The organism is Alicycliphilus denitrificans K601 (genome assembly GCF_000204645.1).
Lineage (GTDB): Bacteria > Pseudomonadota > Gammaproteobacteria > Burkholderiales > Burkholderiaceae_C > Alicycliphilus > Alicycliphilus denitrificans.
In genome coordinates, this window is record NC_015422.1 from 4,835,058 (window position 1) to 4,847,973 (window position 12,916).

General features: G+C 68.8%; 14 protein-coding genes. 7 read left to right on the top strand and 7 right to left on the bottom strand.

Annotated features, from left to right (window positions below):
• Nucleotides 1–61 precede the first annotated feature (61 nt).
• The 5 genes from ALIDE2_RS22820 to sucC all read right to left on the bottom strand — a co-directional run bounded on the left by ALIDE2_RS22820 (nucleotide 62) and on the right by sucC (nucleotide 4,683).
• Nucleotides 62–688: an FHA domain-containing protein gene (locus tag ALIDE2_RS22820; RefSeq protein WP_013723250.1), complete on the bottom strand. Its 627-nt coding sequence runs from the start codon at nucleotides 686–688 to the stop codon at nucleotides 62–64.
• A gap of 61 nt (nucleotides 689–749) precedes the next feature.
• Nucleotides 750–1,556 carry a Stp1/IreP family PP2C-type Ser/Thr phosphatase gene (locus ALIDE2_RS22825; protein WP_013723251.1) on the bottom strand — a complete coding sequence of 269 codons (807 nt, stop codon included), beginning with the start codon at nucleotides 1,554–1,556 and terminating at the stop codon, nucleotides 750–752.
• A 226-nt stretch (nucleotides 1,557–1,782) separates the two neighbouring features.
• Nucleotides 1,783–2,466 carry a TerC family protein gene (locus tag ALIDE2_RS22830; RefSeq protein ID WP_013521006.1) on the bottom strand — a complete coding sequence of 228 codons (684 nt, stop codon included), beginning with the start codon at nucleotides 2,464–2,466 and terminating at the stop codon, nucleotides 1,783–1,785.
• A gap of 141 nt (nucleotides 2,467–2,607) precedes the next feature.
• Nucleotides 2,608–3,501, bottom strand: a complete 894-nt coding sequence (sucD, locus tag ALIDE2_RS22835) for a succinate--CoA ligase subunit alpha (protein ID WP_013521007.1) — start codon at nucleotides 3,499–3,501, stop codon at nucleotides 2,608–2,610.
• Nucleotides 3,502–3,522: 21 nt separating this feature from the next.
• A complete protein-coding gene (gene sucC, locus ALIDE2_RS22840; RefSeq protein ID WP_013521008.1) occupies nucleotides 3,523–4,683 on the bottom strand; it encodes an ADP-forming succinate--CoA ligase subunit beta in 1,161 nt (386 codons plus the stop codon).
• 173 nt (nucleotides 4,684–4,856) lie between these two features.
• On the opposite strand from sucC, the gene argC reads away from it, so the two are divergent.
• Nucleotides 4,857–5,789, top strand: a complete 933-nt coding sequence (gene argC / locus ALIDE2_RS22845; RefSeq protein WP_013723252.1) for an N-acetyl-gamma-glutamyl-phosphate reductase — start codon at nucleotides 4,857–4,859, stop codon at nucleotides 5,787–5,789.
• 108 nt (nucleotides 5,790–5,897) lie between these two features.
• On the opposite strand, the gene dprA is transcribed toward argC, so the two are convergent.
• Together dprA and ALIDE2_RS22855 are read right to left on the bottom strand one after the other, a co-directional pair.
• Nucleotides 5,898–7,037 carry a DNA-processing protein DprA gene (gene dprA, locus ALIDE2_RS22850; RefSeq protein WP_013723253.1) on the bottom strand — a complete coding sequence of 380 codons (1,140 nt, stop codon included), beginning with the start codon at nucleotides 7,035–7,037 and terminating at the stop codon, nucleotides 5,898–5,900.
• A gap of 22 nt (nucleotides 7,038–7,059) precedes the next feature.
• Entirely contained in the window at nucleotides 7,060–8,259 is a 1,200-nt protein-coding gene (locus tag ALIDE2_RS22855; RefSeq protein WP_174764572.1) for a LysM peptidoglycan-binding domain-containing protein, read from the bottom strand.
• A gap of 220 nt (nucleotides 8,260–8,479) precedes the next feature.
• Here ALIDE2_RS22855 and def point away from each other — a divergent pair, with 220 nt between their 5' ends.
• The 6 genes from def to ALIDE2_RS22885 all read left to right on the top strand — a co-directional run bounded on the left by def (nucleotide 8,480) and on the right by ALIDE2_RS22885 (nucleotide 12,801).
• Nucleotides 8,480–8,995 (top strand): peptide deformylase, encoded by a 516-nt coding sequence (gene def, locus ALIDE2_RS22860; protein ID WP_013723255.1) that lies wholly within the window; start codon nucleotides 8,480–8,482, stop codon nucleotides 8,993–8,995.
• Nucleotides 8,992–9,477 carry a hypothetical protein gene (locus tag ALIDE2_RS22865; protein ID WP_013723256.1) on the top strand — a complete coding sequence of 162 codons (486 nt, stop codon included), beginning with the start codon at nucleotides 8,992–8,994 and terminating at the stop codon, nucleotides 9,475–9,477. The genes def and ALIDE2_RS22865 overlap by 4 nt, the downstream gene beginning before the upstream one ends.
• 10 nt (nucleotides 9,478–9,487) lie before the next feature.
• Entirely contained in the window at nucleotides 9,488–10,459 is a 972-nt protein-coding gene (gene fmt, locus ALIDE2_RS22870; protein WP_013723257.1) for a methionyl-tRNA formyltransferase, read from the top strand.
• Nucleotides 10,456–11,205 (top strand): AzlC family ABC transporter permease, encoded by a 750-nt coding sequence (locus ALIDE2_RS22875; protein WP_013723258.1) that lies wholly within the window; start codon nucleotides 10,456–10,458, stop codon nucleotides 11,203–11,205. Before fmt ends, ALIDE2_RS22875 begins: the two co-directional genes overlap by 4 nt.
• Nucleotides 11,202–11,537, top strand: coding sequence for an AzlD domain-containing protein (locus tag ALIDE2_RS22880; protein WP_013521016.1), 336 nt, complete (start codon nucleotides 11,202–11,204; stop codon nucleotides 11,535–11,537). Before ALIDE2_RS22875 ends, ALIDE2_RS22880 begins: the two co-directional genes overlap by 4 nt.
• A gap of 70 nt (nucleotides 11,538–11,607) precedes the next feature.
• Nucleotides 11,608–12,801 (top strand): phosphoglycerate kinase, encoded by a 1,194-nt coding sequence (locus ALIDE2_RS22885; protein WP_013723259.1) that lies wholly within the window; start codon nucleotides 11,608–11,610, stop codon nucleotides 12,799–12,801.
• The last annotated feature ends 115 nt before the right edge of the window (nucleotides 12,802–12,916 follow it).

Genomic DNA, 12,916 nt, shown 5'->3' on the forward strand with positions numbered 1-12,916 from the left:
CAGGCGTCCTGGCGGCGCCCATCGCCGCCTTTTCCCAGGGGAAAGCGGGGCGAAGGCCGGGTCATCCGAGCACGAATTCCATCTCGGCGCCGGCCAGGGCGATGCGGTCGCCGTTTTTCAGAGCCACGGGCTCGGCCCCGATGGGTGCGCCGTTGAGCCGGGGCAGCTCGGCCCCTTCCACGTGGGCCAGCACGAAGCTGTGGTGCCGCCGGGTGATCGAGGCGACGGCCACGCCGGGCTTGCCAATGGTGGTGACCACCTTGGTCAGCACGACCTCGCGGCCAGTGGCGGGGCCGGTCATCACACGCACGGTGCCACTGGCGGGCGCGGCCGCCGGCGCAGCAGCGGCCTGCGGCCTGCCGGGCTCGATCAGCATGGTCTTTTCATAGTCCTGCCGCGGAGCCTCGTGCAGGAAGCGGATCTTGTACTTGCCCATCTCCACGGTGTCGCCGTTGCGCAGCGATTGCTGCTTGATGGCCTTGCCGTTCACGTAGGTGCCGTTGGTGCTGCCCAGGTCGTACACCTGCACGTCGTCGCCGGTCATGACGAATACGGCGTGCTCGCCGCTCACGGCCAGGTTGTCGATGACCACGTCGTTGTACGGCCGGCGGCCCACCGTCGTGCGCTCCTGGGTCAGCGGGACTTCCTTGATGACCACTCCGTCGATGGATACGACCATTCTGGGCATGCTTGTTTTCCTTCTGCGGGCAATTGGCTGGAGAGGAGCTGGCAATTATGGCGGGCGGGCGTCAGGGCATGCGCAACAGGCGCGAAACCAGGCTGCGCCTCGTGTCCTGCGCGCCGGCCTGGGCCAGCAGCACGCTGATGTTGTCGCGCCCGCCCCGGGCGTTGGCCAGGGCCACCATGCGCTGCGCCTTGTCCGGCAGCGCGATGGGCAGCCGTGCGAGGGCGGCCAGGTCGTCGTCGCTCATCATGTCGGTCAGGCCGTCGGAGCACAGGATGAACAGGTCCTGCGGCTCCACGGTGAATTCGTTGACCTCGGCGTGCATGGATGCATCCACGCCGAGCGCGCGCGTAACCAGGTTGCGCAGGCCCGATGCGGCGGCCTGCGCCGGCGTGAACAGGCCCATGTCCACCTGTTCCTGCAGCCAGGAATGGTCGCGCGTGATCTGGCGCAGCTCGCCCGCGCGCAGCCGGTAGCAGCGCGAGTCGCCGATGTGGGCCAGGATGAGCCGGTCGCCGCGGAACACGCCCACGACCAGCGTGGTGCCCATGCCCAGGTATTGGGGGTTGGTGAGCGAGGCGCCAAGGATGGCGTGGTTGGCGTTGTCCACGCAGGCTTCGAGCGCGCGCCGCACCTCGGCCACCGGGGTGTTGGCGGGGGCGTCTTCGAGCCACTGCGCGAACTCGGTGCCTATGTAGTTAATGGCCATGCCGCTGGCCACTTCGCCGGCGCTGTAGCCGCCCATGCCGTCGGCCAGCATCACCAGCTGGGTGGCCTCATGGATGGCGACGGCGTCTTCATTGTTGGAGCGCACGCGCCCCGTGTCGGTCAGTGCGCAGAACTCGTAACTCAGCTTTAGCGGAGGCTTCATAGGACACCCGAGGACCCTCTGCGTGCTGGGGCGCCGGGCAATGCCTGTCTTTTCATGACCGTCTGCTGAAAAGCCACCACGTCACCGTCTGATGCAATATGTTACACGCGAGGTGCGCATCATAGACGAGCCGCCGCCGGTCTGGGGGCCGCCCGTGCAGAAATTGGGCGGCCGCGGCAATTTTTTTTACATCCCCCGCGCGGGCGGCAGGGGGATGGGGCCGGGATCAGGCCTGCTGAGGCGCGTTGCGGGACTGTATCAGCTTGCCCACCATCACCACGAGCACGGCGCCCGCCGCAGCCGCCACGTAGTGCAGCCAGGGGTGGCCCACGGCGTAGTCGTGCAGCAGGTTGTCGTTGACGATGGTTTCGCCGCCCACCCAGCCGATCAGGGCAGCGCCCAGGGTGACGATGACGGGGAAGCGCTCCATGAGCTTGATCATCAGCGTGGAGCCGAAGATCACCAGCGGGATGCTGATGGCCAGGCCCAGGACCAGCAGCACCATGTTGCCCTGGGCGGTGGCGGCCACGGCGATCACGTTGTCCAGGCTCATCACCAGATCGGCGATCAGGATGGTGCGGATGGCGGCCATCATGCCGCCGCCGGCCTTGGCGTCGCCCTCCTCTTCTTCCTCGCCGGTGAGCAGCTGGTAGCCGATCCACAGCAGCAGGCAGCCGCCCACGATCTGCAGGAAGGACAGCTGCAGCAGCTTGGCCGCCACCACCGTGAGAACGATCCGCAGCACCACGGCGGCGCCGGAGCCGAACATGATGGCCTTCTTTTGTTGTGCGGGGGGCAGCGAGCGCGCCGCCAGTGCGATGACGACGGCGTTGTCGCCGGACAGGATGATGTTGATCCAGACGATCTTCACCAGGCCGATCCAGAAATCGGCATTGCTCAGGAACTCCATTGATGACTCCGCTGTTATGAATCAAAAACGCCAGCCTGATGCCAAGCTGGCGTTCTCTTTTTGGTCGGAGGTCCAGTGTAGGACTTTGGAAATCCTGGCGCGTGCGTAATAGCGCGTATGTGGCGCGCCACGCGCGCTGGATTACAGCAGGCCCTTGAGGATGCGGCCCATCTCGGAGGGGTTGCGCGTGATCCTGAAGCCGCACTCTTCCATGATGGCGAGCTTGGCGTCGGCCGTGTCGGCGCCGCCCGAGATCAGCGCGCCCGCGTGGCCCATGCGCTTGCCCGGAGGGGCGGTAACGCCGGCGATGAAGCCGACGATGGGTTTCTTCATGTTGTCCTTGCACCAGCGCGCGGCCTCGGCCTCGTCGGGGCCGCCGATCTCGCCGATCATGATGACAGCGTCAGTGTCGGGGTCGTCGTTGAACGCCTTCATCACGTCGATGTGCTTGAGGCCGTTGATCGGGTCGCCGCCGATGCCCACGGCGCTCGACTGGCCGATGCCCAGCTCGGTCAGCTGTGCCACGGCTTCATAGGTCAGCGTGCCCGAGCGGGAGACGACGCCCACGCGGCCCTTCTTGTGGATGTGGCCGGGCATGATGCCGATCTTGATCTCGTCGGGCGTGATCAGGCCGGGGCAGTTGGGGCCCAGCAGCAGCGTGCGCTTGCCGCCGGCGGCCTCCTTGGCCTTCATCTTGTTGCGCACTTCGAGCATGTCGCGCACCGGGATGCCCTCGGTGATGCAGATCGCCAGGTCCAGATCGGCCTCGACGGCTTCCCAGATGGCGGCGGCAGCGCCTGCGGGCGGTACGTAGATCACGGAGACGGTGGCGCCGGTCTGCTGCGCGGCGTCCTTGACGGAGCCGTAGATCGGAATGTCAAAGATCTTCTCGCCGGCCTTCTTGGGGTTCACGCCCGCCACGAAGCAGTTCTTGCCGTTGGCGTATTCCTGGCACTTCTCGGTGTGGAACTGACCGGTCTTGCCAGTGATGCCCTGGGTGATGACGCGGGTGTCTTTATTGATGTAGATCGACATGTTTTATCTCCGGGCCTGAACTTAACGGACGGCTTCGACAATCTTCGTGGCCGCTTCGGCCATGGTGTCGGCGCTGATGATGGGCAGGCCGGATTCGGCCAGCATCTTCTTGCCCAGTTCTTCGTTCGTGCCCTTCATGCGCACGACCAGCGGCACCTGCAGGTTCACGGCCTTGCAGGCGGTGATCACGCCGGTGGCGATGGTGTCGCACTTCATGATGCCGCCGAAGATGTTGACCAGGATGCCCTTGACCTTGGGGTTCTTGAGCATGATCTTGAAGGCCTCGGTGACCTTCTCGGGGGTGGCGCCGCCGCCCACGTCCAGAAAGTTGGCAGGCTCGCCGCCGAACAGCTTGATGGTGTCCATGGTGGCCATGGCCAGGCCCGCGCCGTTGACCAGGCAGCCGATGTTGCCGTCCAGGCTGATGTAGGCCAGGTCGAACTTGGAGGCCTCGATCTCGGCGGGGTCTTCCTCGTCCAGGTCGCGCAGCGCGACGATGTCGGGGTGGCGGAACAGCGCGTTGGCGTCGAAGTTGAACTTGGCGTCCAGGGCGATCAGGTTGCCCTTGGAGTCGCAGTTCAGCGGGTTGATCTCGACCAGCGACGCGTCCGTGTCCATGTAGCACTTGTAGAGCTTTGCGAACAGGTCCACGGCCTGGTCCACCGAGGCACCGGTCAGGCCGATGGCGGCCGCCACCTTGCGCGATTGCTCGGCGGTGATGCCGGTCAGGGGGTCGATCATCTCGGTGATGATCTTCTCGGGCGTGGAATGGGCCACTTCCTCGATGTCCATGCCGCCTTCGCTGGAGGCGATCAGAGCCACCTTCTGCGTGGCACGGTCGGTGACCAGCGAGACGTAGAGTTCATTCTTGATGTCGGCGCCGTCCTCGATGTACAGGCGGCGCACCTTCTGGCCCTCGGGCCCGGTCTGGTGCGTGACGAGCTGCATGCCCAGGATCTGGCTGGCCAGGGTCTTCACGTCGTCGATGGTCTTGGCGACCTTCACGCCGCCGCCCTTGCCGCGGCCGCCGGCGTGGATCTGCGCCTTCACGACCCACACGGGGCCGCCGAGCTTTTGTGCGGCTTCCACGGCTTCCTGCACCGTGAAAGCGGGAATGCCACGCGGGACGGGCACGCCGAAACTGCGCAAGATTTCCTTGCCTTGGTATTCGTGAATCTTCATGAGGTCTCTCTCAGGGGAAGGATGGTGTTTGTACCCGTTCTGCCGAAGACCGGAAATTTCCGCGTGTTCGTGAATGGCAGCCGGCGATTGTATTATGTTGCGATGCACCATTGATGTGGTGATAACGTATACCCGGGCCGCGCCCTCCTGGCGGCCCTTGCAGGAGATCCCCGATGCCCAAGGTCTTTATCGATGGCGAGGCAGGCACCACCGGCCTGCAGATCCGTGAACGCTTGCAGGCCATGCCCGAGGTCGGGCTGGTGAGCATCGCGCCCGAGCGCCGCAAGGATCCCGCCGCCAAGCGCGACCTGATCGCCGGCGTGGACCTGGTCGTGCTGTGCCTGCACGACGACGCCGCGCGCGAGACCGCGGCACTGGTGGACGCCATCACCGCCGAGACCGGCCGCACCATCAAGATCATCGACGCCTCCACCGCCCACCGCACGGCGCCGGGCTGGGTGTTCGGCTTTCCCGAGCTGGCCGCGGGCCAGTTGGAGGCCGTGCGCGCCGCAACGCGCGTGGCCAACCCCGGCTGCTATGCCACGGGCGCCATCGCCCTGCTGCGCCCGCTGGTCGACGCCGGCCTGGTGCCGGCCGACCACCCGCTGGCCCTGCCCTCGGTGAGCGGCTACTCGGGCGGCGGGCGCCCCATGATCGAGTCCTATGAAAGCGGCCAGGCGCCGCTGTTCGAGCTCTACGGCCTGGGCCTGTCGCACAAGCACCTGCCCGAGATCATGCGCTACACGGGCCTCACGCGCCGGCCCATCTTCGTCCCCTCGGTGGGCAACTTCCGCCAGGGCATGCTGGTGCAGCTGCCGCTGCACCTGGACCTGCTGCCGGGCCGGCCGAAGGCCGCCGATCTGCACGACGCGCTGGCCGCGCACTACGCCCGCAGCAACACGCCCGAGCAATGGGTGAAGGTGCTGCCCTCCACCGAGGACGGCAGGCTCGACGCGCTGGCGCTGAACGACACCAACCAAATGGAGCTGCGCGTGTACGCCAACGAGGCTTACCGCCACGCCGTGCTGGTGGCGCGCCTGGACAACCTGGGCAAGGGCGCCAGCGGCGCCGCAGTGCAGAACCTCAAGCTGATGCTGGGGTTGTAGCCTCAAAAACAATAGCTGCCAGCGCTTGACACACGGGTATTTCAGGACATAAACAGCCTGAATTCCTTTATAGACAAGCGCTAGCAGCTCATTTTTTCATAGTCGAGATCAGGCGCTGCCCACGCGCTGGAACATACCGCCGGGCAGCCGCGCCACCTGGCCCTCGAGTTCCAGTTCCAGCAGCCGCACCTGCAGCGTCGCGGCAGGGAGCCCCGTGCGCGCCACGAGCGCGTCCAGCCCCAGCGGGTCGAAGCCCAGGGCATCGAGCACCTCCTGGTGCGTGGGCGCGACAGGGGGTGGCGCGTCGCTCTCCGGGGCCTGCCCCGCGGCGGGCAGGCGTAGTTCCTCCAGCACGTCCTGCGCCGTCTCCACGAGCTTGGCGCCCTGGCGCAACAGCGCATGGCAGCCGCGCGACTGCGGCGCGTGGATGGAGCCGGGTATGGCGAACACCTCGCGCCCCTGCTCGGCCGCCAGGCGCGCGGTGATGAGTGAGCCCGAGGCCAGCGCCGCCTCCACCACCAGCGTGCCCTGCGACAGGCCCGAGATGATGCGGTTGCGCTTGGGAAAGTTGGCGGCCAGCGGCGGCGTGCCCAGCGGGTATTCGCTGACCAGCAGGCCGTGGCGCGCGATACGGTGCGCCAGCTCCTTGTTGGCGCGCGGATAGACCCGGTCCAGCCCCGTGCCGACGACGGCTATCGTGGCGGGCGTGGCCGGGTCGGGCGGCCCCTGCAGCGCGCCCTCGTGCGCCGCGGCGTCTATCCCCAAGGCCAGGCCCGAGACGATGGTGAGCCCCGCGGCGCGCAGCGCACGCGCGAACTGCCGCGCATGGTCGGCACCCTGGGCCGTGGGATTGCGGCTGCCCACCATGGCCAGGCAGCGCGGCGGCGCGAACGGCCGCCCGCGCACGAACTGCGGCGCGCCCAGCAGGTACAGCAGCAGCGGCGGGTCCTCGGTGGCCAGCAGGGCCGGGGGGTAGGCGGCGTCGCCCAGCGTGACGATGGCACGCGCGGGCTCGGCATCGGCCCGCAGCCACTGCCAGGTCTGCTCCAGCAGCGCATCCAGCCCCTCGGGCACGGCGGCCAGCGCGCGCGCCTGGACAGCCGTCACGCAGGACTGCCAGGCGGCCTCGGTCTGCGCGAAGACGGCTTGCGGCAGGCCGAAGGCGGCCAGCAGGCGCCGCGCCGCGCCATTGCCCACGCCGGGCGTGAGGACAAGGCGCAGCCAGGCGGCCAGTTCGTCGCGGTCCATGCACTAGGGCCGCATCGGGCGGCTATTCGGGATTGACCAGGCGGTCGCCCACCCGCACGCCGCGGCCCGCCTGCAGGATCAGCGCATAGGACACGCGATCGAAGGTGAGGAACACCATGGCCAGGCCGTTGGCCTCGCTGGGCAGGCGGATCATGGCGCGGTCCTCGTCGGTCTTGTCCTTGATGCGCTCGCCCCTGGTGCGCAGCTGCAGCACCAGGCCGGCCTCCATGCCGTCCTGCGCGCCGAGGTTGATGGCGATCACCTGGTTCTGCCCGGCGTTGGCCACGGCGTCGCTGCCGTAGATGGACACCACGCTGGCCTGCACCGGCGTCTGCGGCGCATGCGGGACGAAGTTCAGATAGCTGCGCTGGGGCGCGGGCAGCAGGCGGTCGCCCGCGCGGATGGCCTCCTTGGTGCCAGACAGGTCCAGGGTGGCGGGCACGATGTCCGCCTCACCGTCCTTGGCGCCCGGCACGGGCTCGACGGACTCGCCGCGCACCAGTTCCGCGCGGCCCAGGTATTGCGCCTCGTGGCCAAGCACCTCGCCCGTATCGGGGTCCTTGAGCACCACGGCATTGCGGAACACCCGGTACTGGCGCGGCACGCCCGGCTCCAGCTCCAGCGGGCTGCCCTGCGGGCCGCGCGCGTAGACGCGGTCGCCGCTGGCCATGATCACGCGCTCGTCGCGCGTGGCCACGATGCGCGGCGCCTGCTCCAGCGTCAGCTCGTCCACCACCAGGGGCTCGACAAGGAAAGGCTCGATCAGGTGCATCTTCAGCGTGGGCAGGGCCGAGGCGGCCAGGCTGTCGTAGCGCGTGCGCGGCGACACGCGCACGGTCTCGGTCCCGCCCGCGCCGGCGGGGCTGGTGCGCAGGCGCGCGTAGCCGTCGGCCTTCTCCAGGTACAGCGTCTGGCCCGGATAGATCAGGTGCGGATTGGCGATCTGCTGCAGGTTCATGCCCCACAGCTCGGGCCAGCGCCAGGGGCGCTGCAGGTACATGCCGGAGATGCCCCAGAGCGTGTCGCCGCGCTTGACCACATAGGTGTCGGGCGCGTTCACCGCCAGCTCGGACAAGGGAACGCCGCGCGAGGCCACCTGCTGCGCCGTGGCGCGCTGCCCCGGGGTGATGGGGTAGTGCTGGGCCTGCGCCGCGGATGCCAGCATGGCGCCCAGGGCCAGTGCGGCGAACGCAGCCGCGCGCACCCGGCCGGGCGCCGTCATATCGTTGCTCTTGTCATGCATGGGATAAGCGACCCTCTCTCGCTGGCGATGCAGTGATTTGCAGAGCAAAACACGCTCTTACAAAAGAAACTGCTGCAGATACCGAAAAAACTGTTTGAGATTCTGTGCCCAAGCCCTTGAATGGGCAACGATTATTGACGGCGGCGCCGGCATCCTGCGGCGAAAGTGGCGAAAATAGCGACATATAGACCCCTTCGCCATGGCAATTCTTCCGATTCTCTGTTACCCCGATCCCCGCCTGCACAAGGTGGCCAAGCCGGTCGCCACGGTGGACGAGCGCGTGCGCGCCATCGTGGACGACATGCTCGCCACCATGTACGACGCCAACGGCATAGGCCTGGCGGCCACGCAGGTGGACGTGCACGAGCGCATCGTGGTGATCGACGTCTCGGAGGAGCGCGACCAGCCCCTGGTGCTGATCAACCCCGAGATCACCTGGGCCAGCCCCGAGATGCGCATGGGCGAGGAGGGCTGCCTGTCCGTGCCCGGCATCTACGACGGCGTGGAGCGCTCGCTGGCCGTGCATGCGCGCGCGCTGGACCGCGACGGCCAGCCGCGCACCATCGAGGCCGAGGGCCTGCTGGCCGTGTGCATACAGCACGAGATGGACCACCTGTTGGGCAAGGTGTTCGTGGAATACCTCTCGCCGCTCAAGCGCAACCGCATCAAGACCAAGCTGCTCAAGCAGCAGAAACAGCAGGCGGTGCGCGCATGAAACCCCTGCACGCGGCCGCCCTTCTGCTGGCCGCGGCCCTGGTGGGCTGCGCCGTGCCCGAATGGCAGAAGCCCGGCACGCCGCAGGCCGAGGTCGAACGCGCCATGGGCCGCCCCACGCAGACCGAGCCGCTTCCCGGTGGCGGCGAGCGGCTGCTCTACAGCCGCCAGCCTGCGGGCCAGCAGGTCTACCACATGGATTTCGATGCCCAGAGGCGCCTGGTGCGCGTCACCCAGGTGCTGACGCTGGAGAACTTCCAGGCGCTGCGCAACGGCGTGGACACGCGGGACAGCGTGCGGCGCATGTTCGGCCCACCCGCGCTGGTGGAGAAGGTGGCGCGCTTTCACGGCGACATCCTGACCTACCGCATCCTGGACAACGGCGAGCCGCGCCAAGCCCACGTGCACGTCGACCCCGCGGGCGTGGTGCGGCGCGTGATGTTCACGGACGAACGCCTGCGAGACCCGGACCCCCACCGCTGAACACCCCCGCATGAAAGTCATCTTCGCCGGCACGCCCGAGTTCGCGCGCGTGGCCCTGGAACACCTGCTAGCCGCCGGCCTCACCGTGCCTCTGGTGCTGACGCAGCCCGACCGCCCCGCCGGCCGCGGCATGAAGCTGCAGGCCTCGCCCGTCAAGCAATGCGCGCTGGAGCACGGCACCGCCGTGGCCCAGCCGCGCAGCCTGCGCCTGGACGGCAAGTACCCCGATGACGCCGCCGCCGCCCGTGCCGCCATCGAGGCCGCCCAGGCCGACGCGATGGTGGTCGCGGCCTATGGACTGATCCTGCCGCAGTGGGTGCTGGACATGCCGCGCCTGGGGTGCCTGAACATCCACGCCAGCCTGCTGCCGCGCTGGCGCGGCGCGGCGCCCATCCACCGCGCCATCGAGGCCGGCGACACCGAGACCGGCGTGACCATCATGCAGATGGACGCCGGCCTGGACACGGGCGACATGCTGCTCGTGGAGAAGACCGCCATCGCGCCCATGGACACCACGGCCACACTGCACGACCGGCTCGCGCAGATCGGCGGCCGCCTGATCGTGCAGGCGCTGGAACTGGCCGGGCGCGGCGGCCTCGAGGCCACGCCCCAGCCGGCCGAGGGCGTGAGCTATGCGCACAAGATAGAGAAGGCCGAGAGCCAGATCGACTGGAGCCTGCCCGCCGAGGCGATTGCGCGGCGCGTGCGCGCCTTCGCCCCCTTCCCCGGCGCCGCCACCCGGCTGGGCGCGGATGCCATCAAGGTCTGGAGCTGCGAAATCGATAGCTGCAAGCACTTTCCGGACAAGCCCTGCGGCCAGATTTTGCATATAGACGATGCCGGCATCGCCGTCGCCTGCGGCGCGGGCAGCGTGCTGCGCCTGACCGTGCTGCAGCGCGCCGGCGGCAAGCGCCTGCCGGCCGCGGACTTCCTGCGCGGCTTCGCCCTCGCGCCAGGCATGGTGCTGGGCAGCGCCCCATGAGCCTGCCGGCCTGGCGCGCGCACCTGCGCGACCCGTCCTTCCGCCAGGGCGCCAGGGACATGCTGGGCACCGGCCTGGGCATAGGCGCCTGGGGCCTGGTCACGGGCGTGGCCATGGTCAAGGGCGGCCTGTCCACGCCGCTGGCGCTGTTCATGTCGCTCACGGTGTACGCGGGCAGCGCACAGCTGGCCGTGCTGCCGCTCATGGTGGCGGGCGCGCCGCTGTGGGTGGTGTGGCTCACGGCCACCTGCGTGAACCTGCGCTTCGTGATCTTCAGCAGCATGTGGCGCAGCTACTTCGCGCACCTGCCGCGCCGCCAGCGCATGGCGCTGGGCTACTTCAGCGGCGACGTGATCTTCGTGTGCTTCATGCAGCGCTTCCCCAAGCCCCGGCCCGATCCCGCGCAGCTGCCCTACTTCTGGGGCGCGGCCACGACCAACTGGCTGGCCTGGCAAGTCCCGTCGGTGACCGGCATCATCCTGTCCAACGTCATCCCGCTGTCATGGGGCCTGGGCTTCGCCGGGGTGCTGGCGCTGCTGGGCATCCTGCTGTCCATGCTGGCAGACCGCGCGAGCTGGCTGGCCACGGCCGTGGCCAGCACCGCGGCGGTGGCCACGTTCGCGCTGCCGCTCAAGCTCAACATCCTGGTGGCCATTGCCGCGGCCGTGACGGCCGGGCTGGTGACGGAGGCGGGCGAGCGCGCGCTGCGGCGCGCACGTGCGCGCAGCGCGGGGGGCGATGCATGAACGGCGCCTGGCTGGAACCCATCGTCGCCATCCTGGGGCTGGTGGCCATCACCCTGGTCACGCGCGCGTTCTTCATGATCCCCGAGCGCGACCTGCCCATGCCCGACTGGCTGCGCCGGGGCCTGAAGTACGCGCCGCTGGCGGCGCTGGCGGCCGTGATCGCGCCCGAGCTGGTCATGGCGCAGGGCGCGCTGATCCAGACCCTGGCCGACGCGCGCCTGCCCGCCGTGGCCGCCGCCGCCGTCTACTACTTCTGGCGCCGCGGCATCCTGGGCACCATCGTCGTGGGCATGGCCGTGTACCTGCCGCTGCACATGGGGCTGGGCTGGTGAGCCGGTTACGGCGCGGTTACCACGGCGCCTACAATGCGGCGCGATTTCCATCCCCCCAAAGACCCGCCACATGCACATTCTTCGCTTCTCCGACCTCTGCGCCCAGGGCAAGGCCCGCGGCCAACGCGTGTTCATCCGCGCCGACCTGAACGTGCCCCAGGACGACGCCGGCCGCATCACCGAGGACACGCGCATCCGCGCGTCCGTGCCCTGCATCCGGATGGCGCTGGACGCCGGCGCCGCCGTCATGGTGACCAGCCACCTGGGCCGCCCGACCGAGGGCGAGTTCAAGCCCGGGGACTCCCTGGCGCCCGTCGCCCGCCGCCTGTCCGAGCTGCTGGGCCGGGAGGTGCCGCTCGTCGCCGGCTGGGTCGATGGCGTCCAGGTGCAGCCCGGCCAGGTCGTGCTGCTGGAGAACTGCCGCGTGAACAAGGGCGAGAAGAAGAACAGCCCTGAACTCGCGCAGAAGATGGCCGCCCTGTGCGACATCTACGTGAACGACGCCTTCGGCACCGCGCACCGCGCCGAGGGCACGACCTACGGCATCGCCGAGTACGCCAAGGTGGCCTGCGCCGGCCCGCTGCTGGCCGCCGAGATCGACGCCATCACCAAGGCCCTGGCCAACCCGAAGCGCCCGCTGGTGGCCATCGTGGCCGGCAGCAAGGTGAGCACCAAGCTCACCATCCTGCAGAGCCTCTCGAAGAACGTGGACGGGCTGGTCGTGGGCGGCGGCATCGCCAACACCTTCATGCTGGCCGCGGGCCTGCCGATCGGCAAGAGCCTGGCCGAGCCCGACCTGCTGGGCGAGGCCAAGGCCGTGATCGCCGCCATGGCCGCGCGCGGCGCCGAGGTGCCCATCCCCACCGACGTGGTCGTCGCCAAGGCCTTCGCCGCCGACGCGCCCGCCACCGTGAAGAAGGCCGCCGACGTGGCCGAGGACGACATGATCCTGGACATCGGCCCCGAGACCGCCGCGCGCCTGGCCGCGCAGCTCAAGGCCGCCGGCACCATCGTCTGGAATGGCCCCGTGGGCGTGTTCGAGTTCGACCAGTTCGCCGGCGGCACCAAGGCGATCGCCCAGGCCATCGCCGAATCGAGCGCCTTCAGCATCGCTGGTGGCGGCGACACGCTGGCGGCCATCGCCAAGTACGGCATCGAGAACCAGGTGGGCTACATCTCCACGGGCGGCGGCGCCTTCCTGGAGGTGCTGGAGGGCAAGACGCTGCCGGCGTTCGAGATCCTGCAAAAACGCGCCGCCGGCTAGACCTGCGGCGCTTGCGGGCAAAACAACACATCGCGCCCCGAGGGCGGCCAAAACCGACATTCCCCTTGTTTTTGGCCGCCGCACCACTCAGAATCGTTCCCAAATGTGTAAGACA